The 26,237-nt window shown below is 62.2% G+C and carries 30 protein-coding genes; 15 read left to right on the top strand and 15 right to left on the bottom strand.

The annotated features are described in order from the left end of the window. Positions 1 to 19: 19 nt before the first annotated feature. The 4 genes from KSP9073_RS16985 (at position 20) to KSP9073_RS16970 (ending at position 4,327) form a co-directional block, all read left to right on the top strand. A complete protein-coding gene (locus KSP9073_RS16985; protein WP_165814289.1) occupies positions 20 to 688 on the top strand; it encodes a YfgM family protein in 669 nt (222 codons plus the stop codon). Further along, positions 685 to 1,905: an outer membrane protein assembly factor BamB gene (gene bamB / locus KSP9073_RS16980; RefSeq protein WP_243409281.1), complete on the top strand. Its 1,221-nt coding sequence runs from the start codon at positions 685 to 687 to the stop codon at positions 1,903 to 1,905. Before KSP9073_RS16985 ends, bamB begins: the two co-directional genes overlap by 4 nt. 203 nt (positions 1,906 to 2,108) lie before the next feature. Next, positions 2,109 to 3,512, top strand: a complete 1,404-nt coding sequence (gene der / locus KSP9073_RS16975; protein ID WP_108844165.1) for a ribosome biogenesis GTPase Der — start codon at positions 2,109 to 2,111, stop codon at positions 3,510 to 3,512. A gap of 107 nt (positions 3,513 to 3,619) precedes the next feature. Further along, positions 3,620 to 4,327, top strand: coding sequence for a hypothetical protein (locus tag KSP9073_RS16970; protein ID WP_108844164.1), 708 nt, complete (start codon positions 3,620 to 3,622; stop codon positions 4,325 to 4,327). Between the two features lie 49 nt (positions 4,328 to 4,376). Here KSP9073_RS16970 and KSP9073_RS16965 read toward each other — a convergent pair whose 3' ends face one another. Beyond that, positions 4,377 to 4,796 (bottom strand): hypothetical protein, encoded by a 420-nt coding sequence (locus KSP9073_RS16965; protein WP_133241047.1) that lies wholly within the window; start codon positions 4,794 to 4,796, stop codon positions 4,377 to 4,379. An 86-nt stretch (positions 4,797 to 4,882) separates the two neighbouring features. Continuing rightward, entirely contained in the window at positions 4,883 to 5,755 is an 873-nt protein-coding gene (locus KSP9073_RS16960) for an ATP-binding protein (protein WP_108844162.1), read from the bottom strand. Positions 5,756 to 5,870: 115 nt separating this feature from the next. Here KSP9073_RS16960 and KSP9073_RS16955 point away from each other — a divergent pair, with 115 nt between their 5' ends. Continuing rightward, entirely contained in the window at positions 5,871 to 6,665 is a 795-nt protein-coding gene (locus KSP9073_RS16955; protein ID WP_341476577.1) for a M48 family metallopeptidase, read from the top strand. A 15-nt stretch (positions 6,666 to 6,680) separates the two neighbouring features. On the opposite strand, the gene aroE is transcribed toward KSP9073_RS16955, so the two are convergent. The 5 genes from aroE to KSP9073_RS16930 form a co-directional block, all read right to left on the bottom strand. After that, positions 6,681 to 7,502 carry a shikimate dehydrogenase gene (gene aroE / locus KSP9073_RS16950; RefSeq protein ID WP_108844161.1) on the bottom strand — a complete coding sequence of 274 codons (822 nt, stop codon included), beginning with the start codon at positions 7,500 to 7,502 and terminating at the stop codon, positions 6,681 to 6,683. Next, on the bottom strand, positions 7,499 to 8,425 hold the full coding sequence (hemF, locus tag KSP9073_RS16945) for an oxygen-dependent coproporphyrinogen oxidase (RefSeq protein ID WP_108844160.1): 927 nt from the start codon (positions 8,423 to 8,425) through the stop codon (positions 7,499 to 7,501). The genes aroE and hemF overlap by 4 nt, the downstream gene beginning before the upstream one ends. 65 nt (positions 8,426 to 8,490) lie before the next feature. Then, a complete protein-coding gene (gene tsaC / locus KSP9073_RS16940) occupies positions 8,491 to 9,066 on the bottom strand; it encodes an L-threonylcarbamoyladenylate synthase type 1 TsaC (RefSeq protein ID WP_108844159.1) in 576 nt (191 codons plus the stop codon). Positions 9,067 to 9,107: 41 nt separating this feature from the next. Further along, positions 9,108 to 10,259, bottom strand: a complete 1,152-nt coding sequence (dprA, locus tag KSP9073_RS16935) for a DNA-processing protein DprA (protein WP_243409280.1) — start codon at positions 10,257 to 10,259, stop codon at positions 9,108 to 9,110. After that, positions 10,252 to 11,133, bottom strand: a complete 882-nt coding sequence (locus KSP9073_RS16930; RefSeq protein ID WP_133241046.1) for a hypothetical protein — start codon at positions 11,131 to 11,133, stop codon at positions 10,252 to 10,254. The genes dprA and KSP9073_RS16930 overlap by 8 nt, the downstream gene beginning before the upstream one ends. A 159-nt stretch (positions 11,134 to 11,292) precedes the next feature. Between KSP9073_RS16930 and def the strand changes: the two genes are divergently transcribed. The 6 genes from def (at position 11,293) to trkA (ending at position 16,744) form a co-directional block, all read left to right on the top strand. After that, the gene (gene def, locus KSP9073_RS16925; RefSeq protein WP_108844157.1) at positions 11,293 to 11,799 is read left to right on the top strand and encodes a peptide deformylase; all 507 of its coding nucleotides are present in this window, start codon (positions 11,293 to 11,295) and stop codon (positions 11,797 to 11,799) included. Between the two features lie 84 nt (positions 11,800 to 11,883). Beyond that, positions 11,884 to 12,849 (top strand): methionyl-tRNA formyltransferase, encoded by a 966-nt coding sequence (fmt, locus tag KSP9073_RS16920; RefSeq protein ID WP_108844156.1) that lies wholly within the window; start codon positions 11,884 to 11,886, stop codon positions 12,847 to 12,849. After that, the gene (gene rsmB, locus KSP9073_RS16915) at positions 12,846 to 14,183 is read left to right on the top strand and encodes a 16S rRNA (cytosine(967)-C(5))-methyltransferase RsmB (protein ID WP_108844155.1); all 1,338 of its coding nucleotides are present in this window, start codon (positions 12,846 to 12,848) and stop codon (positions 14,181 to 14,183) included. Before fmt ends, rsmB begins: the two co-directional genes overlap by 4 nt. 111 nt (positions 14,184 to 14,294) lie before the next feature. Further along, positions 14,295 to 14,987, top strand: coding sequence for a nicotinamidase (locus tag KSP9073_RS16910; RefSeq protein WP_243409279.1), 693 nt, complete (start codon positions 14,295 to 14,297; stop codon positions 14,985 to 14,987). A 33-nt stretch (positions 14,988 to 15,020) separates the two neighbouring features. Next, positions 15,021 to 15,227: a dodecin gene (locus KSP9073_RS16905; RefSeq protein ID WP_108844154.1), complete on the top strand. Its 207-nt coding sequence runs from the start codon at positions 15,021 to 15,023 to the stop codon at positions 15,225 to 15,227. Positions 15,228 to 15,370: 143 nt separating this feature from the next. Further along, positions 15,371 to 16,744 carry a Trk system potassium transporter TrkA gene (trkA, locus tag KSP9073_RS16900; RefSeq protein ID WP_108844153.1) on the top strand — a complete coding sequence of 458 codons (1,374 nt, stop codon included), beginning with the start codon at positions 15,371 to 15,373 and terminating at the stop codon, positions 16,742 to 16,744. Positions 16,745 to 16,758: 14 nt separating this feature from the next. Here the strand turns inward: trkA and KSP9073_RS16895 are convergent, their stop codons facing one another. Continuing rightward, complete coding sequence (locus KSP9073_RS16895; RefSeq protein ID WP_108844152.1) at positions 16,759 to 17,130, bottom strand: DUF2784 domain-containing protein; 372 nt, start codon at positions 17,128 to 17,130, stop codon at positions 16,759 to 16,761. 163 nt (positions 17,131 to 17,293) lie between these two features. On the opposite strand from KSP9073_RS16895, the gene KSP9073_RS16890 reads away from it, so the two are divergent. Next, positions 17,294 to 18,508 carry a TraB/GumN family protein gene (locus KSP9073_RS16890; protein ID WP_108844151.1) on the top strand — a complete coding sequence of 405 codons (1,215 nt, stop codon included), beginning with the start codon at positions 17,294 to 17,296 and terminating at the stop codon, positions 18,506 to 18,508. 73 nt (positions 18,509 to 18,581) lie between these two features. On the opposite strand, the gene KSP9073_RS16885 is transcribed toward KSP9073_RS16890, so the two are convergent. From KSP9073_RS16885 to KSP9073_RS16870, 4 genes are all read right to left on the bottom strand, one after another. Beyond that, positions 18,582 to 18,869, bottom strand: coding sequence for a putative quinol monooxygenase (locus KSP9073_RS16885; RefSeq protein WP_108844150.1), 288 nt, complete (start codon positions 18,867 to 18,869; stop codon positions 18,582 to 18,584). 42 nt (positions 18,870 to 18,911) lie between these two features. After that, complete coding sequence (locus KSP9073_RS16880; protein WP_108844149.1) at positions 18,912 to 19,625, bottom strand: tRNA-uridine aminocarboxypropyltransferase; 714 nt, start codon at positions 19,623 to 19,625, stop codon at positions 18,912 to 18,914. Then, positions 19,622 to 20,560, bottom strand: coding sequence for a bile acid:sodium symporter family protein (locus KSP9073_RS16875; RefSeq protein WP_108844148.1), 939 nt, complete (start codon positions 20,558 to 20,560; stop codon positions 19,622 to 19,624). Before KSP9073_RS16875 ends, KSP9073_RS16880 begins: the two co-directional genes overlap by 4 nt. Before the next feature lie 95 nt (positions 20,561 to 20,655). Further along, entirely contained in the window at positions 20,656 to 21,384 is a 729-nt protein-coding gene (locus tag KSP9073_RS16870; RefSeq protein WP_108844147.1) for an SIR2 family NAD-dependent protein deacylase, read from the bottom strand. A 174-nt stretch (positions 21,385 to 21,558) separates the two neighbouring features. On the opposite strand from KSP9073_RS16870, the gene KSP9073_RS16865 reads away from it, so the two are divergent. From KSP9073_RS16865 to KSP9073_RS16855, 3 genes are read left to right on the top strand one after another with little or no spacing between them, the layout of a single operon-like run. Beyond that, on the top strand, positions 21,559 to 22,356 hold the full coding sequence (locus KSP9073_RS16865) for a pseudouridine synthase (RefSeq protein ID WP_108844146.1): 798 nt from the start codon (positions 21,559 to 21,561) through the stop codon (positions 22,354 to 22,356). Then, complete coding sequence (gene tcdA, locus KSP9073_RS16860) at positions 22,353 to 23,231, top strand: tRNA cyclic N6-threonylcarbamoyladenosine(37) synthase TcdA (protein WP_108844145.1); 879 nt, start codon at positions 22,353 to 22,355, stop codon at positions 23,229 to 23,231. The genes KSP9073_RS16865 and tcdA overlap by 4 nt, the downstream gene beginning before the upstream one ends. Further along, positions 23,228 to 23,461, top strand: coding sequence for a DUF1653 domain-containing protein (locus KSP9073_RS16855; protein ID WP_086899717.1), 234 nt, complete (start codon positions 23,228 to 23,230; stop codon positions 23,459 to 23,461). The genes tcdA and KSP9073_RS16855 overlap by 4 nt, the downstream gene beginning before the upstream one ends. Before the next feature lie 83 nt (positions 23,462 to 23,544). On the opposite strand, the gene bfr is transcribed toward KSP9073_RS16855, so the two are convergent. From bfr to exaC, 3 genes are all read right to left on the bottom strand, one after another. After that, a complete protein-coding gene (gene bfr, locus KSP9073_RS16850; RefSeq protein ID WP_108844194.1) occupies positions 23,545 to 24,048 on the bottom strand; it encodes a bacterioferritin in 504 nt (167 codons plus the stop codon). Between the two features lie 188 nt (positions 24,049 to 24,236). Beyond that, complete coding sequence (locus tag KSP9073_RS16845) at positions 24,237 to 24,464, bottom strand: (2Fe-2S)-binding protein (RefSeq protein ID WP_108844144.1); 228 nt, start codon at positions 24,462 to 24,464, stop codon at positions 24,237 to 24,239. Positions 24,465 to 24,616: 152 nt separating this feature from the next. Next, positions 24,617 to 26,137, bottom strand: coding sequence for an acetaldehyde dehydrogenase ExaC (exaC, locus tag KSP9073_RS16840; protein WP_108844143.1), 1,521 nt, complete (start codon positions 26,135 to 26,137; stop codon positions 24,617 to 24,619). Positions 26,138 to 26,237 lie beyond the last annotated feature (100 nt).

Here is a 26,237-nt window from a genome sequence, read left to right as displayed (position 1 = left end):
ACCTACAGGAGTGCCGCACGTGGCGGATCAGTTGAACATTCACGAAGAAGACGATCAGCTGGCGGCTGCCAAACGAATCTGGCACAACTACGCCAAGCCGATTCTGGGCGGCATCATCATTGCCGCCGTCGGTCTTTTTGCCTGGCACTGGTGGCAGGATCATCAGCAGTCACAGTCCGAAGCTGCCTCACTTCAGTACCAGCAGCTGATTCAGCTGACCTCACAGGACAGTCTTGATGACAGTGGCCGTCAGGCGGCCCAGAGCATCATTGACGCCATTCGTGACCAGCACGGTGACACCCTGTATGCCGACCTGGCCGGCATGATTCAGGCGCGCCTGGCCGTGGACGGCAACGACCTGCCGGCTGCCGAGCGAGCGCTGGGAGAGGTACGCAAACGCAGTGATCGCGACGAGATCCGCGCGCTGGCCGGTCTGGAACTGGCCCGTGTGCAGCTGGGTCAGGACAAGGCCGAAGAAGCCCTCGGCACGCTTGAGAGCCTGCAGCTGCCCGAGGCCATGAGCGCTCGCGGGGCAGATATCCGCGGCGACATCCAGCTGGCGATGGGCAATGTCGATGAGGCACGCAGTGCCTGGCAAAATGCCGTCAATCTGGCTCGTGAGCACAATCAGCAGCTCTCCGGGATACAACTCAAACTCGATGATCTGGCGCCTCAGGAGGCTTCATGAGCACGCTTGAAAACGGCTCTCCTTCACATTCGGGCCTCAAGCGCGTCGCGCTGATGGCAAAACCGCTGGGTGCCCTGCTGTGTGCCACCTCACTGGTGGTGCTCGCCGGCTGCTCCGGCAATGTTCAGACCGGCACGCAGCCACGCGAGCTGACCAGTATCGATCAGACCGTCAAGGTCGAGGGCATGTGGTCGGATGGTATCGGTTCGCTGACCCGGGCACGCTATCCGATCACACCGGCCATTTCAGGCGACACGATCTATGCCAGCGATGCCGAAGGCAACATCAAGGCCATCAACCGCAACAATGGTCAGGTCAAGTGGGAAAAGCGTCTGGAAACACCGATCTCCAGCGGTCTGACGGCGGACAGCGGACAGCTCTTTGCCGGCACGCGCAACGGTGAAGTCATTGTCTTTAGTGAAGACAACGGTGATATCGTCTGGCGCACCAGCGTTTCCAGTGAGGTCATCGCCCCGCCGCAGCTCAACAGTGGACAGGTGGTTGTGCAAAGCGTGGATGGTACGCTGACGGCACTGGATCGCTTTACCGGTGACGAGCAGTGGCTGTACGCCTCCTCCCAGCCGGCACTGACCCTGCGTGGCACCGGCGCACCGCGCACCATCGACCCGGTTTCCTTTGCAGGCTTTGCCAACGGTCGTCTGGCGGCCTTTGACAACCGCAGCGGTCAGCAACTGTGGGACCTGCGCGTTGCGGTACCCCAGGGGCGCACCGAAGTCGAGCAGCTGGTGGACCTTGATGGTCAGCCGGTGCTGACCCAGGACGGCCGTCTGTTCGTGACCAGCTACAACGGCCGCGTCATGGCACTCGATGCCCGCAACGGCCAGCCGCTCTGGGAGCGGGAACAGTCCAGCTATCACACGCCGGTGCTGGTCGGTGACTATCTCTTCACCGTCACCGCCGACAGCCACATCATGGCGCTTGATGCCAACAATGGTCGTGTCATCTGGAATCAGGACGCGCTGGAAGGCCGCTCTCTGAGTGCTCCGGTATTTGTCGACAACAAGCTGGTGGTTGGAGACTATCAGGGCTATCTGCACGTCATCGATGCCAAAACCGGTGAGCAGGAAGGCCGCACGCATCCGGGCGGTGACGGCATCAGCATCACCCCGCTGACCGATGGCGAGCATGTCTTTGCGCTGACCAACGACGGTGAGTTGATCGCCTATTCTCTCAAGGACATGGGCAGCCCTCAGTAAGCCGTTCTCGACCATAAGGTCATGACGGGTCTTCCGGTATTCGACCGGAAGACCCGTTCGTTTATCATCCACGCCTGATCGGGCGTTTCACACATTTCGAATACCGACGCCTTTCGGGTTAGAATGCCCCGATCAGGACGGACGGTATCAGCGCTGTCCCCCATTAAGCCGACAGCCCGCTCCCTCTATCGTGCAGGACCCTCATGAATCCCGTTATCGCACTTGTCGGCCGACCCAATGTCGGCAAATCCACGCTATTCAACCGGCTGACGCGCACGCGTGATGCCATCGTTGCAGACTTTCCGGGGCTGACCCGTGATCGCCACTACGGCAACGGTCAGCTGGGCGACAAGCCCTATACCGTCATCGACACCGGCGGTATCAGCGGCGACGAGATGGGCATCGATGCGGCCATGGCCGAGCAGTCGCTGCTGGCCATCGATGAAGCCGACATTGTCTTTTTCATGGTGGATGCACGCGCCGGCGTCATGCCGGCCGATGAGGCCATCGCCAACCATCTGCGCATCAATCAGAAAAAGACCTGGCTTGTGGTCAACAAGAGTGACGGTCTGCAGGAAGAGATTGCCACCGCCGATTTCTGGGCGCTGGGGCTGGGCGACCCCCACGCCATTGCTGCTGCACACGGGCGCAATGTCACCACTCTGATCGAGCATGTTCTGGAGCCCTTCCCCGAGGTCAATGAAGAGACCCACCCGGACCTGATTGCCAACGGTATTCGCATCGGTGTGGTCGGGCGCCCCAACGTGGGCAAGTCCACCCTGGTCAACCGGCTGCTGGGCGAAGAGCGTGTGGTGGTCTTTGATGAAGCCGGCACCACGCGCGATGCCATTGAAATCCCCTTCGAGCGCCGCGGCCAGCCCTATGTGCTGATCGACACGGCCGGCGTGCGTCGCCGCAAGAACATCAGTCTGGCGGCCGAAAAGTTCTCGATCATCAAGACGCTGGACGCCATCAAGGAGTGCAACGTCGCCATCGTGGTGCTCGATGCCCGCACCGGTCTGGTCGAGCAGGATCTGCACCTGCTGGATTACGTGCTGACTACCGGGCGAGCGCTGGTGCTGGCCGTCAACAAGTGGGATGGCCTTGAGCAGGAAGCCCGCGAGAAGATGCGCGCCGACATCAAAAGGCGTCTGGGGTTTGCCGATTACGCCGACCTGCATTTCATTTCGGCGCTTCACGGCACGGCCGTGGGCGACCTTTACCCGTCCATCGAGCGCGCCTTCGCCTCGGCGACGGCGCGCTGGTCGACCAATCGTCTGACCACGCTGTTGCAGGACGCCGTCAGCGAGCACCAGCCGCCGCTTGTCCACGGTCGTCGTATCAAACTGCGCATGGCGCATCAGGGCGGCGCCAATCCGCCACTGATCGTGGTGCACGGCAATCAGACCAATGCCCTGCCTGAAGCCTACAAGCGCTTTTTGATCAACACCTTTCGCAAGGTGCTCAAGGTCAAGGGCACGCCCATCCGCTTCGAGTTTCGCTCCGGCGATAACCCCTACGACAAGAACAGTGGCGACAGCGATCGGGAAAAGGCCAAGTCCCGTGAACTGGCGCGTACCAAGGAAGCGCGCAAAAGCCGACGCTAAAGGCTGTCAGACTCCTTTCCTGGTGACCTGGTATGACATTCCGGTCGATCCAGGTCAGACTTGCATCAGAAAGCGTTGATCCAACGCCTCTCTGACAGGAGTCTGTCATGACACAGGGGAAGTTTCGATATCGCCCGGCCCTGCTGATGGCTGCAACGCTATCACTGGCCGGCTGTCTGGCATTGCCACAGGCCAGCTTCATGCTGGGGCGACTGGCGCTGCAGTCGATGGGGGTGGAAAACGTTCGTATCGGCCGCTGGGCGGTGCCCATCGATGCCCTGACGCTTGAGCCCACGGCACTGGCCAGAGCGGGACTTGATATGGCCGGCATGCCGGTCAGCCTGGAGCTGCCGCTGTCCCTGACACCCCCGGATGCCGCGCCCGATATCAATCTGACCGGCTATGCCTGGCAGCTCGTAGTGCCCGGCGCCGAGCCGGTCAGTGGCGACGTGGATGAACCGATCGCCCTTCGTGGTGGCGAGCCGGCGACCCTGCGCCTGCCGGTGGACCTTTTCCCGGAAACGTCCATTCGAGAAGGGGCGCCCTATAACCAGAAGCTGCTGGCACTGGCACAGCGGCTGGCCAATCAGCAGCAGCTGCCGGCGGGGAGCACCCTGTCACTGACGCCGCGCCTGGACAGCGACATGGCCCGCCTGATACCGGCACCAACCATTACGCTGGACATTTCAGGCCCTGCCGAGCAGACCAGCGCCCCCGGACTGCCGACATTGCCGAACAAGGCAGTAGCGCCGATCGAAGACACGACCTCACCGCCTGCCCCGCCAACCAACAGACCCCAACCTTCCGAGATGTAAAAAACCGGCGCGCAGGCGCCGGTTCTGGTGTGGATGTTCTCGACCCGCTTTATTCCATCGCGCTGAGCGTCCCTTCGCCCACCACCTCACCATCAAGCAGCCACTCGATATGGTTGTCGCCGATCATGCGAACCTGATAGCAGGTGGTATCACCGCTGCCATAATCAAGGCACATGCGATCGTCCTTGATCGTGGACTGGCCGGTATAGTCTTCCCCCTCGATGGTGCCATCGACGCGGTAGACTTCACTGTATTGGCTGCCATCGGCCATGGCACCGGTTACCCGATGGCCCAGCACATTGTCACGAATGGCGCTGCCCGAGAGGCGCTCGCCGTGTTTCGAAGCGCTCTGATCGCTGGTTTGGGATGCCTGGCTGCCGTGATCATCACCAGAGTCGGCCATCACCGGCGTCGTGACCATGCCGGTCAGCAGCAGCCCACCCATGACCATTTTTATCATTGTTGTCATCGCTTCACTCTCCGTCGACCAAAGCATTCAGTGTGGCATCAATTCCCGGACATGCTGGCTCGGGGCAAGGCGCTTTCAGCCCTACTTTAGTCGACGGCGGTGTTGTCGGCCGTACCAGGTCGCCCGGTCCAGGCGATGGCGAACTGCCAGGCCGCGCGGCCGCTGCGCACGCCACGTGCCAGCGCAAAGCGGCGTGCCTCGGCCTCGGCGGCGTCATCAAACTGCCCGCCCAGATGAGCCACCCAGTGCGCGCAGGTTTGCAGATACGTGTCCTGATCGAACGGATAGAACGATAGCCACAGTCCAAATCGGTCCGACAGCGAAATCTTCTCTTCGACGGCGTCGCCATGATGGATCTCGCCCCCCACGACCTGCGTGTCGTTGTTGTCGGCCATGCTTTCCGGCAACAGGTGGCGCCGATTGGAGGTGGCATAGAGCAACACATTGTCCGGCGGGCCGGTCAGGGTGCCATCCAGCACACTCTTGAGCGCCTTGTAGGCATCATCGCTGCCTTCAAAGGAGAGATCGTCACAGTAGACGACAAAGCGATAATCGCTGCCCTTGAGCGTTTGCACCAGCGTCGGCAGACCCACCAGATCATGACGGTCGACCTGAATCAGGCGCAGCCCTTCGCCGGCCAGATCGTTGATCAGCGCACGGATCAGTGACGACTTGCCAGTGCCACGCGCCCCCCAGAGCAGTGCATGATTGGCCGGGCGCCCGCTTAGAAAGGTACGTGTATTGTCCACCAGCGCCCTTTTCTGGGCCTCGATACCAATCAACTCCGACACGCTGACGCTGTCACGCGGCTGAACCGGGGTCAGTCGTCCGCCCAGCGCATGGCGCTGCCAGAGCGCGGCCACGTCGCGTGACCAGTCGATGGGGGCCTGCTCGGGGGGCAATAATGGCGCCAGCCGGTCCAGCAGGTTCAAAAGACGTGTGCTCAACTGCTCATTCATGTATTGCTCCGCATCAGGTTATGCTGTCATGTGAGCATGACCCCGCTATCCTGGCGTGCCCCTTTGGCACGCGTCCAGTCGGACCCATCGAATCCCTACAGGAGTTTTGCCGTTCATGATGCGCAAGACCGTGCTGAGTGCACTGACGTTAAGCCTTGGCCTGAGTGCCTGCACCACCTCGCCGCTCGGGCGTTCCCAGCTGTCGCTGTTTGACAGCAGCGAGATCGACCAGCAGGGCCAGAAGGCCTTCGAGGAGTATCGTCAGAGCCACAAACAGGCCACCGGCCGTGACGGGCAGTACGTCAGCTGTATTGCCAACGCCATTATCGACACGCTGCCTGAAGGACAGGGCCCGTCGAAATGGACCGTCGGGGTCTATCAGGATGACGAACCCAATGCCTTTGCCCTGCCCGGCGGCTACGTCGTGATCAATACAGGGCTGATGAGCGTGGCGAAAAATCAGGACCAGATTGCCACGGTCGTCGGCCACGAGATGGCCCACGTGCTGGCCAACCACGCCAACGAGCGCACCTCGACCCAGTCACTGACCAGTACCGGTCTGGGGGTCGTGCAGTCCGTGACAGGTAACAACATGCTGGCACAGCTGTTGGGCGCCGGCGCCCAGTATGGGGTTCTGCTGCCCTACTCACGCCGTCAGGAAAGCGAAGCCGACCTGTTGGGGCTGGATCTGATGGCACGCGCCGGCTTTGACCCCAAAGCCAGTATCGCCCTGTGGCAGAACATGGCCAGTGCTGCCGGCGGTGGCAAGCCTCCGGAGTGGGCCTCGACCCACCCCAACGATGGCGAGCGCAGCAAGGCCCTTGAAGGCCGCATGCAAAGTGCGGTCAAGCTCTCGGAGCAGGCGCATGCCGCGGGTCATACCCCGAGCTGCGGCAGTATCAACTCCTGACGACAGTCGGGCCGATCAACAAAGATCGGCCCGCAGCGCCTCCAGAATCGGTGTGGTCTCGGGACGCGTGCCGCGCCACTGATACCAGGATTCGGCCGCCTGGCCGACCAGCATGCCCAGCCCATCCACACAGCGCACGTCATGGCGTTGTGCCCACTGCAAAAAGACGGTGGGCACGGCGCCATACATCATGTCGTAGGCCAGTGCCCCCTCATTGAAAAGCATCTCGGGCAGCGGCGGCAGCGCCCCGGCAAGGCTTGCGCTGGTGGCATTAATGACCAGGTCAAAGGTGCCTTTGATCGCGTCAAGGCTACAGCCCCGTAGACGACCCTGCGCGTCAAAGAGCGCTGCCAGCGCCGTGGCCTTTTCCACCGTTCGATTGGCGACGACAATCTCTGACGGTCCGGTCTCAAGCAGGGGCTCAAGCACGCCGCGTACAGCACCACCGGCCCCCAGCACCAGAATGCGCGCCCCTGTCAGAGGCGCCTCAAGACGCTTGAGATCCAGCAGCAGTCCGGCGCCATCGGTGTTGTCACCGATGACCTCGCCATTCTCGGTCACCACCAGCGTATTGACGGCGCCGGCCTGTCGCGCCCGCTCACTCAATTGATCCGCCAGCGTTGCGGCCTGCTGCTTGAAGGGAACGGTGACGTTGGCCCCCCGTCCGCCCTCGTTTAGAAAGGCGCGCCAGTGACCGTGAAAATCATCCACCGGTACCAGGCGCGCGTCATAACGTACCGGGTCTCTCAACTGCTCGGCGAAACCGGCATGAATCTGCGGTGATTTCGAATGCGCGACGGGATTGCCGAACACGGCGTAAAGCGGCGTGTCATTCATGCCGTGGCGGCCTCCTCAAGCCAGTCACGCGGATGCAGATAGTCCGTGTACAGTTCGGCCTCGGGAGAGCCTGCTTCGGGCTGATACTGATAGGCCCAGTGCGCCACCGGCGGCATCGACATCAGAATCGATTCGGTGCGTCCGCCGCTTTGCAGTCCGAACAGCGTGCCGCGGTCATAGACCAGGTTGAACTCGACATAGCGCCCGCGCCGATAGTTCTGGAAATCACGCTCCCGCTCGCCATAGGGCGTATCACGGCGCTTTTCGACAATCGGCACATAGGCCGGCACGAAGGCTTCGGCCACCGCCTGCTGAAAGGCAAAGCTCTGCTCGAACCCTTCCTCGTTGACGTCATCGAAGAAAAGTCCGCCGACGCCGCGGGTCTCATCGCGGTGCTTGAGATAAAAATACTCATCGCACCAGCGCTTGTAGCGGGCATAGACATCGTCACCGAAGGGCGCACAGGCATCATGGGCGGTGCGGTGCCAGTGGATGACGTCCTCAAGCACCGGATAATACGGCGTCAGATCGATACCGCCGCCAAACCACCAGACCGGTGCTTCCCCTTCCTTTTCGGCAATAAAAAAGCGAACGTTGCCATGCGTCGTCGGCAAATGCGGGTTTCGCGGGTGCATGACCCAGGAGACACCGACGGCATGAAAGCTGCGCCCGGCCAGCTCCGGACGGGCAGCAGAAGCAGAAGGCGGCAGGTTCTTGCCGAAGACATGCGAAAAGTTGACGCCGCCCTTTTCAAACACGGCGCCCTCGGTGATGACGCGGGAGCGACCGCCCCCGCCATCCTCACGCGTCCAGGCATCTTCTACGAAATCAGCATGGCCATCGGTACGGGCCAGCGCCTGACAGAGCCGATCCTGAAAGTCCAGCAGATAGTGTTTTACCCTTTCGAGATAGGCATGTGACACGGTTGCTCTCCAGCAGGGTCATGGCCACGCCCTGGCCATGACGGGCATTGTAGTGCGGGGCAGCGCTAGTCGCGCAGCACGTCATTGGTGAGCAGATCACGAACCTCGCTGGGGCGCGTTCGCCCGCCCAGCGGCCCGTCGACAATCAGCACCTGGTCCCTGAACACCTGCCGGATCTCCTCAGCAGCCAGACAGGGCGCTTCGCTTGCCCGATTGGCCGAACTCGACACCAGCGGGCCGCCGAAAGCCTGACACAGCGCCTGCACCAGCGGATGATGACTGACCCGCAGGGCCACGCTTGCGTGCTCGCCGCGCACCAGCGGATGCGCGCGGCCGTTGTCCGGCACCAGCCAGCTCACGGGTCCGGGCCAGCTGGCCTGAAGCCGCGCACGCTGCGTGGCATCAAGCCCGGCAAGCCAGGGCTCGAACTGCTCGATGCTGGCGGCAATCAGAATCAACCCCTTGGCCGGGTCGCGCATCTTGAGGGTCAGAAGACGCTCGAGCGCTTCCGTGTTATCGGGATCACAGCCCAGCCCCCAGACGGCTTCCGTCGGGTACGCCACAACGCCACCATCCATCAGAGAGACGGCGGCGTCCTTTAGCGCCTGCTGGGCGAGAGAAGAGTCAAAATATGAAGACATGCTGCGTGAATACCATTGCCCCAATCAGGGGGCAGTGTATCTCATGCCAGCCTGCGGACCCAGCCACCGGCGACCTGCGCCGCCCAGCCGTCGAGCTCCAGCATGAGAAGGCGAGACTGCAGCGCAGCAATCGACTCACCGGTACGTTCCACCAGGGCATCGACCGGCACGGGCGTGTCGTAAAGCGATTGCCAGAGCGGATCCTCGGGTCGTTTATCCTGCACTGCAGTGTCAGGCGTACGAGGAGCCTGCTGGCCGCCTTGACATGTCGCCACTGCGGACGCCAGTGGGGCAATTCCCCACTGCCGTTCGGGCAGCTCCTGCAGGATCTCTTCAAGACTCGTCACCAGCCGGGCGCCTTCACGAATCAGCCACAGGCAGCCGCGCGCCTGCGGGTTATGCAAAGAGCCCGGCAGCGCAAACACCTCCCGGTTCTGCTCCATGGCAAGCCGGGCACTGACCAGGGAACCACTGGCCATGGCCGCCTCGACCACCAGTACCCCCAGCGACAGCCCGGTAATGATGCGGTTACGCCTTGGGAAGTGCTGCGGATGCGCCCGCGTGCCGGGCGGATGTTCGGACAGCAGCAGGCCGCCCTGGTCCAGCAGCTGCTGGCGCAGGCGGGCATGAGTCCGCGGATAAAGCACATCGACTCCGCAGCCCAGCACCGCAACAGTGGCGCCACGGGCTTCCAGTGCACCGTGATGGGCGCAGCCGTCTACACCGAGCGCCAGCCCGCTGACAACACCGTAGCCGGCACCTGCCATGTCACGGGCAAATCGCCAGGCATTGTCCTGTCCCTCACGCGTGGGCCGCCGCGTGCCCACCACAGCCAGCGCCGGCAGCGACAGCGCTTCAAGCGCGCCCCATGCCCACAGCACCGGCGGCGGGTCCGGCAACTCATCGAGCATGGCCGGCCAAGCGGGATGGTCCGGCGTCAGCAGGTGATGCTGTGGGCTTTGTTCCAGCCACGCCATGGCGGCTTCTACCCGCGCATGAAGGGGACCCTGGCCGGGCATTTGAAGATAGTGACGCATCATCTGCGCCGCCTCGGCGGGCAGGCGAGCCAACCAGCCCTCGGGCCAGCCAGGCGCTATCTGTCTGAGTGCCATGAGGCGTTTGGCGCCCACGCGAGGCAGCATCGACAGCGCCAGCCAATGACGAGGCATCGAGGGCTTCATAAGCTCAGTCATCAAGAGGCGCTCCCAGCCGATCTCCCGTGGCCATGGGCAGTCCGGCCCGGGTTACCAGTGCAAGACTGGTCTGTTCGAACGTGCGCACGACCATCAGCTCTCCCAGCACGCCGCCTTCAAGCGTCAACGTCTCCCCGGTCACCGGATCGGTAACGCCCTCGGATTCGCCCTGTACACGAAGGCGCATGCCGGGCGTGACCTGATGACGCCCCAGGTCGATCACCACAATGTCGCGAAGCCCCACGATGCGTCCGGCGCCGGGGCGGTCGACGATCCGCCCCTGAATGCCGTCCGGCGCGACCTGCGGTATCAGCTGCCTCGGCGGTGTCCAGCCATCAAGTGCCATGAGCATTGCTCCGGCACTCACTTCACGCGGGCTCTGCTCGATGGTCAGCGTCGATAGCGGTGTGCCTGAACGCTCAAGACGTGCCACGCCCTGACGGATCATGACCTGACCCAGCGTGTTGCCCTGCTCATCGTGCAGCACGATTCCCGGCGTGTAGAGCCCAAAACGCTGACCCGGCTGACCCTGAGCATGGCGCGCCAGAATCTGATCACCGGCGCCGCTGATCAAGCGCCCTTCACTGCCGCTGACGACATAGGCCCGCGACGCCGTCATGCCGCTTTCGACAATGCGATAGTTCATCAGCGCCTGCGCCCGGGCCGAAATGTCCACGGGCTTACGCTGCTCGTCCAGCGGCAAAAAGCGCAGCCGCGGCGACAGGGTCACGGTGCTGTCCTGATCACTCATCGAAGCGGCACCTGCACCACACGGCAGGCTCATCAGGGCGCCCACCGTGGCTGCCATCATCATCATGGGCCGCCATCCCGGTCCGGTGCGGCGTCGTCCGGCGTTCATCTCCTGGCGTTTCATGTCATCTTCGCTCTGCTGTCGGTTCCGTTGCCAACGCCTGCGCACTACAATAGGCACCATACGGAGTGAATCCATTCATGCATTTACGGCCGTCACCCCGGCTTTCTTGACCTGACATGATCGAAGCCGGCGGCTGGCGACCCCAGAACAGATACGAACATGGCTCTACTGACGATTCTCGAATACCCCGATGAACGCCTGCGCACCGTTGCCCAGCCCGTGGACCAGGTCGACGATGAGGTACGCCACCTGATCGATGACATGTTTGAAACCATGTACGACGCCCCAGGGATCGGCCTTGCCGCCACGCAGGTGGACGTGCATCGCCGCGTGATCGTGATGGATGTCAGCGAAGAGAAAAATCAGCCGCTGGCGCTGGTCAACCCGGAAGTGACCCTGCTTGGCGAGGAACGTGAGCCGCTACAGGAAGGCTGCCTGTCGATCCCGGAGTACTACGCCGAAGTGCCTCGCGCCCTGCGGGTGCATCTCAAGGCCCAGGATCGCAACGGCAAATCCTATGAGCTTGAAGCCGATGGACTGCTTGCCCACTGCATCCAGCACGAAGTGGATCATCTGGAAGGGGTGCTGTTCGTGGATTACCTCTCGCCGCTCAAGCGGGATCGCGTGAAAAAGAAGATGATCAAGCGCCAGAAGGCGGCGTCCTGACGCCGCCCCCCGAATCAGCACTGACCGCCCTTCCTTTTTATCAGCGCCCCGGCCAGGGGCGCTGACGTCTTTCAGGACCACGCCATGCCCAGCCCTCTTCGCATCGCCTTTGCAGGCACTCCGGACTTTGCCGCCGAACATCTTCGTGCCCTGCTGGCCAGCCGCCATGAGGTCATCTGTGTCTATACCCAGCCGGATCGGCCTGCCGGCCGCGGGCGGCGCCTGACCCCGTCACCGGTCAAGGCGCTGGCGCTGGAACACGGCCTTGCCGTGCATCAGCCCGAGAAGCTGAAAACCCCTGACACCCATGCCCCGCTGATCGATGCCGATATCGATCTGCTCGTGGTGGTGGCCTACGGATTGATTCTGCCGCGCGCCGTGCTCGACATTCCGCGTCTGGGCGCCATCAACGTTCATGCTTCCCTGCTGCCGCGCTGGCGCGGCGCGGCGCCGATTCAGCGCGCCATCGAGGCCGGCGATCGCGAAAGCGGTGTGACCATCATGGCCATGGATGAAGGCCTTGATACCGGCGATATGCTGCTCACGGCCCGCACGTCCATCGAGAGCACGACCACCGCTGCCATGCTGCATGATCAACTGGCCGAGATGGGTGCCAGCGCGCTGATCGAGGCGCTTGATCGCCTGAGTGATCATCAGCTGACGGCAACGCCTCAGCCTGCCGAAGGCGTCACCTACGCCGCCAAGCTGAGCAAGGCCGAAGCCCGGCTCGACTTCCACCAGAGCGCTACGGTGCTGGCACAGCGTGTTCGAGCGTTTAATCCCTTCCCGGTGGCCTGGACCACGCTGGGAGGCGATACGTTGCGACTCTGGCAGGCCGAAGCGCGTGTGGCTCAGGGCAGTGAACTCGACGCCGCGCCGGGACAGCTGCTCGACGGTCCCTCGGATGCCCTGTGCGTGGCCTGTGGCGATGGCGTACTGCGCATTACCCACGCCCAATTGCCGGGCGGCAAAATGCTGTCGGCCCATGAACTTCTCAATAGTCGGCGCGATCACTTCGTTGCCGGCACGCTGCTGGGAGCAGATCAATGACCCGTCAACGCGCTCAAAAGCCCAAACGCACCATGAGTGTGCGTGCGCATGCCGCCCTGGCGCTGGCACCGGTGCTGAACCAGCGCGGCGCGCTCACAAGCGATGTCCCTGAAGGCGTCGCACCGCGAGACCAGGGGCTTTACCGGGCGCTGTGCTTTGGTGTCTGTCGCGCCCTGCCGCAGCTTGAAGCCATCGCCGAAAAACTTCTGAAATCGGCCTTCAAGCAGCGCGATCAGGACGTTCACGCCCTGTTGCTGATCGGGCTGTATCAGCTCTATCACATGCGCATTCCGACCCACGCCGCCGTGGGGGAAACCGCTGGCGGTGCGCGCGAGTTGAACAAGGAATGGGCCACCCGAGTCATCAACGGCTGCCTGCGTCGCGCCGACCGCGAGCGTGATGCGCTGCTGGCAGCCGTTGAAGAAACACCGTCGGCGGCGCACTGGCATCCTCAGTGGCTTCTGACCCGGCTTGAACAGGCCTGGCCCGACCAGTGGCATGACATCACGGCCGCCAACAACGTGCCCGGTCCCATGACGCTGCGCGTCAATCAGCGTCATCACTCCCGGGCAGACTGGCTCGAGCGTCTCGAAGGTGCCGGCCTTGCGGCCAGACCGTGCCCGTTCAGTGACGATGGCCTGACGCTGGAGACACCCTGCGATGTCGAACAGCTGCCGGGCTTTCAGGACGGCGACGTCAGCGTTCAGGATGAGGCTGCACAGCTGGCCGCTCACCTGCTGCTGGATGGCCTTGACACGCGGCCAGCGCCGCTGCGCCTGCTCGATGCCTGCAGCGCGCCAGGCGGCAAGAGCGCCCATCTGCTGGAGTGCGCACCCGCCAGCCTGCTGACCGCGCTGGACAGTGATGCCACCCGCCTTGAGCGTGTGCGCGAGACGCTGGCGCGCCTGAAGCTCTCGGGCACGCTTGTGGCCGCTGATGCCACCACGGCTGACTGGTGGGACGGGACACCCTTTGATGGCATCTTGCTGGATGCGCCCTGTTCGGGCACCGGCGTCATTCGTCGCCATCCCGACATCAAGGCGCTGCGTCGAGAAGAAGACATCGACGAGCTGGTCGCGCTGCAAAGCGATCTTCTGGATGCCCAGTGGCAGCGTCTGGCTCCCGGCGGTAGCCTGCTCTATGCCACCTGCTCGGTGCTGCCGGAAGAAAATGCCGGGCAGATCACGGCCTTTCTGGCACGCACCGCGGATGCCCGAGCGGTTGCCATCACGGCCGACTGGGGCCAGCCAGAGGGCGAAGGCCGCCAGATGATGCCAACGCCGGATGGCCATGACGGCTTTTTCTACGCGCTGCTGGAAAAGCACGCCGACTGACGAACCCTTCGGACAAGTGCCGGCAACAACCTTTCACATGCCGGTGCTTGTCAGATGGGCAAGCGCCTTCGATACTGAAAGCCATTCTGATTGCCGGATACATCACATCCCATGGCCTACTCACATCGTGACACCGACATGCCCGGGACAAGACCAGCGCCTGAGCAGTGCGCGCTGATCGTGGTCGACCTGCAGGGCGATTTCATGCCGGGCGGTGCGCTTGCCTGCACCCGGGGCAATGAAATCATCGATGGCATTCAGACGGCCATGTCCAGCGATGAGTACGGCCATGTCGTGGCCACTCAGGACTGGCATCCGGCCGGCCATATCTCCTTTGCCAGCAGCCATGCGGGCCATCAACCCTTCGATACGATCGAGCTTTACGGCGAATCTCAAACGCTCTGGCCGGAGCACTGCGTGCGCGCCACCAGCGGCGCCGTGCTGGATACGCGGCTGGACTGGTCACTGGCAGACATCATTATTCGCAAGGGCAGCGACCCACGCGTGGACAGCTACAGCGCCTTTCGTGACAACCTGGGGCCGAAAGGCATGCGTCCCTCCACCGGGCTTGCCGGCTGGCTCAGGGAGCGCGGTGTCACCGAGGTTTCCGTATGCGGCCTAGCCCGCGAGGTCTGTGTGCTCTGGACGGCCGAGGATGCGCTCCGGGCCGGTTTTACCACCCGATTTCTCTGGCCGCTGACGCGTCCGGTGTCGTTTGATTCTGACACCGCCACGTATCGACGGCTGGAACACTGCGGTATTGCGATCGTCGATACCGCTTCAATGGACCCCCCTGAAGCCTGAAGACAGCAGGGGCCACGTTAAAGGAAAGACACCATGAGCGATCATGTCTACAAGTCCATCGAGCTGACCGGCTCTTCCGAGACCAGCATCGAGGAAGCCGTACAAAATGCCCTGACCAAGGCCAGCGAGTCCGTCAAGAACATGCAGTGGTTCCAGGTTACCGAAACCCGCGGTCACATCGAAAACGATCGTGTGGGCCACTGGCAGGTCAGCATCAAGGTCGGCTTCACCCTCGAGTGATGCCCTCACGGCAGCCAGCCCCTGGCTGCCGTTTTTATTTCTTTCGCCATTTATTGCAATCCCTCCCCGCCCTTTCCCTTGTCACCGATTGGTGCCAACATCCCCGCCATTGATCTTGCTTCTCCATCCTTCGGATCACAGTCATGAAAATCATCATTCTGGGCGCCGGCCAGGTAGGCGGAACGCTGGCCGAGCATCTGGCGCATGAAGACAACGACATTACCGTGGTGGATGTCGACGGCGTTCGCCTGCGCGACCTGAGCACACGTCTTGACCTGAGAACCGTGCAGGGCGTGTGTTCCTACCCCGTCACCCTGAAGGAGGCCGGGGCCGAAGACGCCGACATGCTGATTGCCGTGACCAATTCCGACGAGGTCAACATGATGGCCTGTCAGGTGGCGCACACACTGTTCAGCACGCCCACCAAGATTGCCCGGGTGCGCGCGACCCAGTATCTGACCAGCAAGGGGCTGTTTTCCCAGGACGCCATTCCGATCGATGTCCTGATCAGCCCCGAGCAGGTGGTGACCAACCACATCCGTCGCCTGATCGAATATCCCGGTGCCCTGCAGGTGCTGGACTTCGCCAATGGGCTGGCGCAGCTGGTGGCAGTCAAGGCCTACTATGGCGGCCCGCTGGTGGGCCAGGAGCTGGCGTTTCTGCGCCGCCACATGCCCAATGTCGACACCCGGGTGGCCGCGATCTATCGCCGCAATCGGCCGATCATGCCGCGCGGCAATACCGTCATCGAAGCCGATGACGAGGTGTTTTTCATCGCCGCGCGCAAGGACATTCGCACCGTCATGGGCGAGCTCAGGCGCGTGGATCGGGGCTTTCGACGGGTCATGATCGGCGGCGGCGGCAACATCGGCGAACGACTGGCCGAGACCCTGGAGCAGGACTATCAGGTCAAGATTATCGAGCAGAGTCTGGAGCGCTGCACCCAGCTCTCGGAGCACTTGAAGCGCACCGTGGTGCTGCACGGCAGCGCCACCAGCAAGCGACTGCTGCTCGAGGAGAACATCGAGGAGTGCGACATTTTCTGTGCGCTAACCAACGATGACGAGGTCAACGTGATGTCATCAATGCTGGCCAAGCGTCTCGGTGCCAAGAAAGTGCTGACCCTGATCAATAATCCGGCCTATGTGGATCTGGTTCAGGGCGGCGAAATCGATATCGCCATTTCACCGCAGCAGGCCACCATCGGCGGGCTTTTGACTCACGTCCGTCGCGGCGACATCGTCAACGTGCACTCCCTGCGCCGCGGCGCTGCCGAGGCGATCGAGGCGATTGCCCATGGGGATTCGCGCTCCTCTCGCGTGGTCGGGCGCACCATCGGCGAGGTCAAGCTGCCAGAGGGCGTCAGCATCGGCGCCATCGTGCGCGGACGCGACGTCATGATCGCCCATCGCGACATCACCATTCAGACCGATGACCACGTCATCCTCTTTGTGGTCGACAAGCGCCGACTCAAGGAAGTTGAGCGCCTCTTCCAGGTGGGGCTGAGCTTTTTCTAGCAGATGATCGGCCGTTACCGACATTGGCGCCGCCGCCGGCGTATCAGCCACATATACGCCGGCAGATTGATCAAAAGCACGCCAAGGCCCAGCCATAGCTGTATTGTCGGTGTCAGGCCGGCCGGGTAGATCATACCGAGCAGATAGTGCTCGATGAAGCCGCCCTCGAACCCCGCCTGGCCGGCCCGCGATCGCAGCAGGTTTTCCAGCGGCGTCAGCGGGCAGCGCCAGCCGTTGAGCTCCAGCGCCACGGCCCAGGCCAGCGCCGGCACATGCAGCGCGGCCAGGCGTGGGCACCGCAATACCGCCAGCGCCCCGAACACTACCCAGGCGATAAAGGCCAGATGCAGGATTAACACCCCATCGGCCGCCAGTCGATATGCCATGCCCCGGCTCCCGTCGAGACCTTTTTGTCACTCTAGTGAGTCCTGATCGTTCCGGCCATTCAGGGCCGCTTTTTGTTCATCGCCCGGGCTTCAGCGATAATACGCCATCTCCCATTGGCGGCATCTGGTACCGCCATTCATTGACACCAGCCTGTGAGCCACCATGCCCAACCAAGGACAGGGTCCGCGCGATACCCTCGATGTCGGTGATCATCATTTGACCCTTGTGGGCACCGCCCACGTCTCCCCTGAAAGCGCCGAAGAAGTCCGCGACCTGATTCAGTCAGGCGATTTTGACGCCGTGGCCATCGAGCTTTGCGCGTCACGCCATCAAAGCCTGATCGACCCCAACGCCATTGCCCGACTGAATCTCTTTGAGGTGCTGCGCCAGGGCAAGGCCGGCATGGTCGCTGCAAGCCTGGCGCTGGGCGCCTTTCAGCAGCGCGTGGCCGAGCAGTCCGGCATCGAACCGGGTGCCGACATGAAGGCCGCCGTCGAAGAGGCACAACACCGGGGCCTGCCGCTTTATCTGGTAGACCGCGATATCGGGGTGACGCTCAAGCGCGTTTACCGCAACGTGCCGTGGTACAAGCGCATGACGCTGGTGTCGGGGCTAGTCGGCAGCGTGCTGTCACGCCAGAAAGTGTCCAGCAAGGAGATCGAGCGGCTCAAGGAAGGCGACGTGCTGGAAGCCACCTTCGCCGAGTTCGCACAGCAATCCCGGCAGCTCTATACCCCGCTGGTCGAGGAACGCGACCGCTATATGGCACTGAAGCTGGTCGAGTCCCTGCCTGCTGACCGGCCCAGTCGCGTGCTGGTGGTGATCGGTGCCGGCCATCTCAAGGGCATGGGCACTCATCTACGCGCGCTCGATGCCGAGCCCCCCGCTCCGGCGGCCGTCACCGACGAGCGGCAGACACTCGATACCGTCGCGCCGTCGGGACGTTTATTGAAGCTCCTGCCCTGGCTGATCGTGGCGCTGGTGGTAGCAGGCTTTGCCGTGGGCTTTAGCCGCGACACGGGGCTTGGCTGGTCACTGGTCGGCGAGTGGGTGCTGATCAACTCAACGCTGTCCGCGCTGGGCGCACTCATTGCGCTGGGTCATCCACTGACCATACTGGCCGGCTTTGTGGCAGCGCCCCTGACCTCGCTGAACCCGACCATCGGCGTGGGCTTTGTGACCGCAGGCGTTGAGCTCTATATGAAAAAACCCACGGTGGGCGATTTCTCCACCCTCAGAGCCGACGTCAGTCACTGGCGTGGCTGGTGGCGCAATCGAGTGGCCCGTACGCTGCTGGTCTTTTTACTGTCCACCGTGGGTTCCGCGGCGGCGACATGGATTGCCGGGCTGCGCATTGCCGGGCAGCTGTTTGGCTGATCAGGAAAGTGTACTGATAAAAAAGCGCCGTGACAGGGTCACGGCGCTCAAGGGTCCGATCAATCCTGGAACATCAGGTCAGGACGTCGTACTCGCGTACTTCCATCTGCTCGATGGCGTTTTCAAGCGTCTGCGCCATCTGCTTGTAGTGCTCGGTGGCAATATGGGCATCAAGGGCTTCGCGGTCACGCCACTGCTCGACCATGATAAAGCGAGACGGCTGCTGAGCGTCGCGCGTCAGGGTATACAGCAGACAGCCGTCATCTTTTCTGGAAGGTGCCACGATTTTGGTCAGTTCGGCCTCGACGCGTGCTTCCTCACCCGATTTGGCCTCAATGGTGGCCAGAATTCCAAGCGTCATATCCCTCTCCTGTCGTGAACGTGCGCTCCAAGAATAGACGGCTCAGGCCGACTGCGCGCGCCGCTTGTCCAGAAGCCGCCGCGCAGCCTCGGACTGATGAGGCGTGCCGGCATCGCGGCGGGCCGCGGCGTACTGTTCGTTGAACACCGTAAAGTAGTCATCGAGCACCTGCGCGCCCCGCTCGTCGCCCGAATGGCGCAGCAGTTCGGCCGCCACCTCGGCCGTACACAGATGCTCGGGACTGGCCGGCTTTCTCAGCCGATAGCGGGTCAGACGATCGGTATGCAGGGCCACGATGGGCAGCTCGTCAAGATAGTCGCTCTTGCGAAACATCCGCCGCGCCTGTCGCCAGGTCCCATCGAGCAGGATAAAGACCGGAATGCGCGACGTGTCACAGGCGTGTGTCATGTCCACCACCCGGTGGCGATAGTCTTCCTGATCGTCGGGAAAGACCAGACAGGGCGCAAAGCGCGGGTCCGCAAGTGCGGCCAGCAGCGTCGGGTCCGGTTCGGTTCTCGACCACTCAAATACCCGGGTGTTGGCGATGCAGTCACCGATCAAACGCCCGGTATTGGTCGGCTTGTAATGCTCGATTCGATGCGTGATCAGCCAGAACTGCGCCCGGGTGGTCACCTGCAGACGATAGTCACAGATGCAGTGCAGTCCTGGCATGCGGCAACTTTCGCAGCGCTTGACCAGGCTGCCGCGCGCGTTGAACGGCTTGCGCGGCGCCTGAGGATCATGACCGTGGCTCATGAGGTGACGGACTCATCATTGACCGGCGCTGCGGGGCGTTTTTTCCAGTAGGCGGCCAGAATCGAGCCGGAGATGTTGTGCCAGACCGAAAAGAGCGCCCCGGGAAGGGCCGCCGCGGCCGGGAAGAACTTGGTGGCCAGCGATACGGCCAGCCCCGAGTTCTGCATGCCGACCTCGATCGCCACGGCGCGACAGTCGCGCTCGTTGAGCCCTGCCAGCCGCGACAGCCAGAAACCACCGATCAATCCACAGCCGTTATGCAGCACCACCGCCAGCGCAATGACGGGGCCAAGAGTAGCCAGACGTCCGGCGTTAAGTGCCACCACAATGGCAATGATCGTCACGATCGCGGCCATGGCAATGGTCGCCAGTGCCGGCTCAATGCGCCGGATGGTCGTGGCCATGAAGTGATTCACCACCGTCCCAAGCACAATCGGCACGATCACGAGTTTGGCGATGCTCCAGAGCATGCCACCCACGGGCACATCAATGCTGGCGCCCATCCAGAGCCAGACCAGCAGAGGCGTCATGACAATTGATAACAGCGTCGAGATCAGCGTCATGCTGATGGAGAGCGCCACATTGCCGCCGGCAAGCCAGGTCATGACGTTGGAAGCCGTACCGCCCGAGGTGGCCCCGACCAGCATCATGCCGACAGCCAGTTCGGGGGCCAGCCCCAGCAGATGCGAGATGGCAAAGGCGGCGGCAGGCATCAGGGCGTATTGAAGGCCAATCCCGATCATGACCGCACGCGGCGAGCGCGCCACGCGAGCAAAATCGTGACGCGACAGTGTCAGCCCCATCGTGAACATGATCAGGGCCAGAAGCGGCGGCACCCAGGCCTTGAAGGAGACCAGCGTATCGGGGAAAAGCGCGGCCAGCAGGGCCGCGCCCAGAGCCCATAAAGGGAAAAATCGATTGATCTGCTCAAACATGAAGGTATCTATCTGGTAGCGATGACAGGATGCACTTGTCCAATCATGGAAAGCGCTCGTGATAAACCGCTGTCTCCCATGGCTCGATCAGAGCCTTAAGAAGTCAGCAGCATGTCAGGGTCGGGCTTGAGCAGACGGCCATGTTGTGACCAGAAGTCGCGCAGACGACAGACCCCATCGGTAGCACTGGTGGCCAGCGCCACAACACCCTGGCCTGCCAGCTCACGGGCACCGGGATCGACCAGTACACGCGGAGCCGCCAGAGGCGCTTCGTCCATCAGCATCGAGGCCGGCGTCACGGCAAGCGAAGTGCCCACAACCAGCAAAAGATCGGCATCCGCCACGAGATCGCAGGCGGTGGCATATAGCGGCACGTTTTCACCAAACCAGACCACATGCGGGCGCAGCTGATCGCCGTTGTCGCAACAGTCCCCCATTTCGATCGTCTCGTCGCCATCGAGTCGATAGACCAGCCTTGAATCGCGGCTGGAGCGCGCCTTTAAAAGCTCGCCGTGCAGGTGCAGCACATCGCGCGAGCCAGCACGCTCGTGCAGATCATCAATGTTCTGGGTGATGATGCTGACCCGAAAGTGTTTTTCGAGCTCGGCCAGCGCCAGATGAGCGGCATTGGGAGATGCCGCCCGCACCTGAGCGCGGCGCTCGTTGTAAAAGCGCAGCACGGTGTGAGGGTCGCGCGCCCAGCCCTCGGGCGTGGCCACATCCTCGACGTGATGATTCTCCCAGAGGCCGTCGCCATCGCGGAAGGTTTTGATACCGCTTTCAGCGCTGATGCCGGCGCCAGTGAGAACGACCAGGTGAGCCATGTGTCTTTCCTCATGAAGATGCCGCCCGGGCAATGTCATCCCAAAGAGCGCCGACGGGGCAACGTCGATGGCGCAGGGATTTTAGCAGAGTCCTTTCCCTGCGCCATCCTGCCCCTGTACATCGGGACACCCAATTGCCGACAATAGCGCCTGATGCCCGACCACGACGTTTCCATGACCACGCCCATCCCCGTTATTTATCGTGATGATCACCTGGTGATCGTCCACAAGCCTTCCGGCGCGCTGGTACACCGCAGCGCGCTGGACCGGCACGCACCGATCATCATGCTGCAGGCACTGCGCAACCAGCTGGGCCAGCATGTCTATCCGGCGCATCGACTGGACCGCCCGACCTCGGGCGCGATGATCTTTGCCCTGACGCCCGAGATGGCCACGGCGCTGGGCCATCAGTTTCAGGATCAAAAGGTACAAAAACGCTATCTGGCCATCGTGCGTGGCATCGGCCCCGAACAGGCGACCTATGACTGGGCCCTGCGCGAGGAAGACGGCAAGCGCCCCAAGGCCGAAATGCCGGCCATGGCCGCTGAAACTCATGTCCGACGCCTTGATAGCGTCGAGCTGCCGGTCGCCATCGACCGCTACCCGACCAGTCGCTATTCACTGATGTCGGTCACGCCAACCACCGGGCGGCGCCACCAGATTCGTCGCCACCTGAGTCGCGGCGGCTATCCCATCATTGGTGACGCCCGACACGGCAAGGGCATTCATAACCGCTTTTTTCGCGACAACTTCGACGCCGGCCGGCTGCTGCTGGCCGCCGTCATGCTCAAGTTTTATCATCCCGCCCATGAGCAGACGCTCAGTGTGAGCGCCGCCGTTGAAGAAGACATGGCCGCGCTGATGCATCGATTCGGCTGGGCCGGTCACTGTCCGGTCAATCAGGTTCAGTGGCAGGACAATACTCAGAGCAACGCGCCCGACACGTCCGACAGGAGAGACGCCGCATCATGAGCGATTCAGCCAGCGCCGAGCGACTGGACGCTGCCCGTCACGAGGCAGATTTCGCCGCACGCTTTGACGGCATGCGCCGTTTGTATGGTCACACGGGCATCGAGCGTCTGCGCCGTGCCCATGTGGTGGTCATCGGCATCGGCGGTGTGGGCAGCTGGAGCGTCGAGGCGCTGGCGCGCTCAGGGTTTGAGCGCATCAGCCTGATCGACCTGGACGATGTCTGCACGACCAATATTAACCGCCAGCTGCATGCCCTTGATGGCACGATTGGCCGCCCGAAGGTCGAGGTGATGGCCGAACGCTGTCGTTTGATCAACCCGTGGGTGCAGGTCGAGGCCATCTCGGGCTTTATCACGCCGGACAACATCGAGCGCATGCTGCCGGAAGATACCGATCACGTGATCGATGCCATTGATCACGTGGGTGCCAAGTGTGCCCTGATCAACCACTGCAAACGCCGCAAAATTGGCCTGACCGTCACCGGTGGCGCCGGCGGCCTGACCGACCCGACCCGCATCACGACCGCCGATCTCACTCGTACCGAGCACGACCCGCTGCTCTCGAAGGTACGCAGTCGGCTGCGACGGGAATACGGTTTCAGCCGCAATCCCAAACGCCGATTTTCGGTGGCCTGCGTCTACTCTCCCGAACAGCGCCGCTATCCGGATGGCGCCGGTGAGGTGTGCAATACCCGACCAAACGATGGGGAGACCCTGAAACTCGGGTGCAGCGCCGGCTATGGCTCTGCCACCTTCGTGACTGGCGCCTTTGGCTTTGCCGCCGTAAGCCACGCCATTGAGCGTCTGATCCGGACCGGTCTCGAGTCCGACAGCGCCGATGATGATGCTGAATCTACCGCTCAGGAGCCTGCATGAAACGAGAAAACGAACACGCCGTGCCCCCCGGCGTCTATCGACACTACAAGGGCAGCGATTATGAGGTGCTGGGTGTGGCGCATCACAGCGAGACCGAAGAGCCGCTGGTGGTCTATCGCGCGCTTTACGGCGAGTTCGGCCTCTGGGTTAGACCGCTGGCGATGTTTCGTGAAAACGTCGAGATCGACGGGGAACCGGTGGCCCGCTTTTCGCTGATCCGACACTTCTAACGGCTGTCAGCTCAAGCCCCAAATGACCGCGGGCCGCCCCAAAGGGCGGCCCGCTGTCATGAGCATGCGAGGCAGCGACCGGATCAGGTCGCCGTTTCGCCCTCTTCACGCTCGTTGGCCGGACGCATCTGGCGCTGCTTGTAATTTTCCAGACCGACCTGCTCAAGCAGGTGAAGCTCGGTTTCGATAATATCGATGTGCTCTTCTTCTTCGGCCAGGATCTTCTTGAGCATTTCGCTGCTCGGATAATCGGCGACGGATTCGCAGTGGCGAATGGCCTTGATCAGGTCATCACGACCGTCGTGCTCGATGCGCAGATCGCATTCCAGCATTTCCTGAACGTGCTCGCCAATGTGCAGCTTGCCCAGATCCTGCAGATTGGGCAGGCCGTCGAGAAACAGAATGCGCTCGATCAGAATATCGGCGTGCTGCATCTCTTCAATGGATTCCTTGTATTCCCAATCGCCCAGACCGTGCAGGCCCCAGTTGCGATACATGCGGGCATGCAGGAAGTACTGGTTGATGGCAATGAGCTCGTTGCCAAGGATTTTATTGAGGTGCTCGATAACCTGAGGATCGCCTTTCATGTGCTTCTCCGCCATCAGTGGTCATGGCGGTCGCCGAATCCTGCGTCCGCCTGTGGTGGCAGTATCCTCCAAACGCACGTGAATTTCGACCACAAAGACGTAAAAAAAGGCTCAATGCGAGCCATTATCATAAGACAATTCAAACGGTTAGCAGTTAAAAACCAATCCCTTTCAGGCAGGCACTGCCCTTAGCGTGCAGCGTAGGCAAGCTCTTCAAAGTAGCGAGCCGGGATGTGCTGTGAGACATGTCGCTCGAGAAGGGCTTCATCGACGATTTCCTGTGCCAGACAGGTGCATTTGCCGCACTGGGTGGAACACCGGGTCATGCGGGAAACGTCTTCCCAGCTCGAGGCACCCAGCGCCACTGCCTGCTTCAACTGTCCGTCCGTGACCTTCTTGCACATGCATACAAACATGGAGACCCCCGCCACAAGAGAATACAAATGATTCTCATAAGAGATTGCATTGGCGCAATATGCGAAACATTTTCATTCGCGTCAACCTCAAAGGTGATGGCGGCATAAAAAAAGAGCGACCGAAGTCGCTCTCTGATACCCGAAGGTCGACTTCAGTAGAATCCGACCGGGCCATCGCTGTAGGAGATCAGCTGACACTTGAGCTGCTGATAGCTCCCCAGCATGGCCAGATGGGTTTCACGGCCGATACCGGATTTCTTGTAGCCCCCGAACGCGGCATGTGCCGGATACTGGTGATAGCAGTTGGTCCACACCCGGCCGGCCTGAATGGCACGGCCCATGCGATAGGCACGGTTCATGTCTCGCGTCCAGAGCCCTGCACCCAGCCCGAACTCGGTGTCATTGGCGATGGCCAGCGCCTCTTCCTCGGTCCTGAAGGTGGTCACGGACAGCGTCGGTCCAAAAATTTCCTCCTGAAAGATGCGCATGTCATTGCGGCCCTTGAAGATCGTGGGCTGCACATAGAAACCGTTGGCATAGTCCTGATCGACCGAGGCCCGCTCACCGCCCAGCAACAGCTCGGCGCCTTCATCACGGCCGATCTGCATATAGGAGAGAATCTTGTCAAACTGCTCTTTGGAGACCTGAGCCCCCATTTCGGTCTCGGTATCCAGCGGATTGCCCGACTTCAATCGTTTGGCCCGCTCTACGGCTCGCGCCATCAGCGTGTCGTACACCGACTCATGAATCAGCGCGCGGGACGGACAGGTGCAGACCTCGCCTTGGTTGAGAAAGGTCATCATCAGACCTTCGACGCACTTGTCGATATAGGCGTCGCCGTGATCGAGCACATCCTCGAAGTAGATGTTGGGCGACTTGCCACCGAGTTCCAGCGTGGCCGGAATAATGCGCTCGGCAGCCCGCGACATGATGTGGCTGCCCACGGGCGTGGAGCCGGTAAAGGCAATCTTCTGGATCCCCGGATGGGTGGCCAGCGCCTCGCCGGCCTCTTCCCCGATACCCTGCACCACGTTCAAAATGCCCGGCGGCAGCAGATCCTGGATCAGCTCCAGCAGTACGCAGATGGAGGCCGGGGTCTGCTCGGCAGGCTTGAGTACGCAGCAGTTGCCGGCCACCAGCGCCGGCGCCAGTTTCCAGCCGGCCATCAGCAGGGGAAAGTTCCAGGGAATGATCTGACCGACGACGCCATAGGGTTCGTGATAGTGATAGGCCACCGTCTGGCTGTCGATCTCACTGATGCCGCCCTCCTGCGCCCGGATACAGCCGGCAAAGTAGCGAAAGTGATCCGCCAGCAGCGGAATATCGGCCGCCAGACACTCCCGGATTGGCTTGCCGTTGTCCCAGGTTTCCGCCACGGCCAGCATCTCGAGGTTGTCCTCGATGCGGTCGGCGATTTTGAGCAGGATGCCGGCGCGCTCTGCAGGCGCCGTGGCCGCCCAGCCGGGCGCGGCCTTCTGAGCGGCCTTCACGGCGCGATCGATGTCTTCCGGGCCGGAGCGCGGCACCCGGCAGAACACGTCACCGGTGACCGGCGTCACGTTATCCATATAGCGGCCATCGGCCGGCGCGCACCACTCACCGCCAATGAAGTTGTCGTACTGCTCGCGAAAACGTACGAGGGCATCCGAACTGCCGGGTCTGGCGTACTGCATTGTCCACCTCCAGAGAATCAGGGTAGCGGTCGATGAAAGAACCTCTCGGCACCTTCTACTCTGGCACTGCCGGGACAGCACAACAAACGGATATTGGTCC

The organism is Kushneria phyllosphaerae (genome assembly GCF_900312995.1).
Lineage (GTDB): Bacteria > Pseudomonadota > Gammaproteobacteria > Pseudomonadales > Halomonadaceae > Kushneria > Kushneria phyllosphaerae.
Note: the sequence above shows the minus strand (reverse complement) of the source record. Positions and strands in the feature narration are given on the sequence as shown.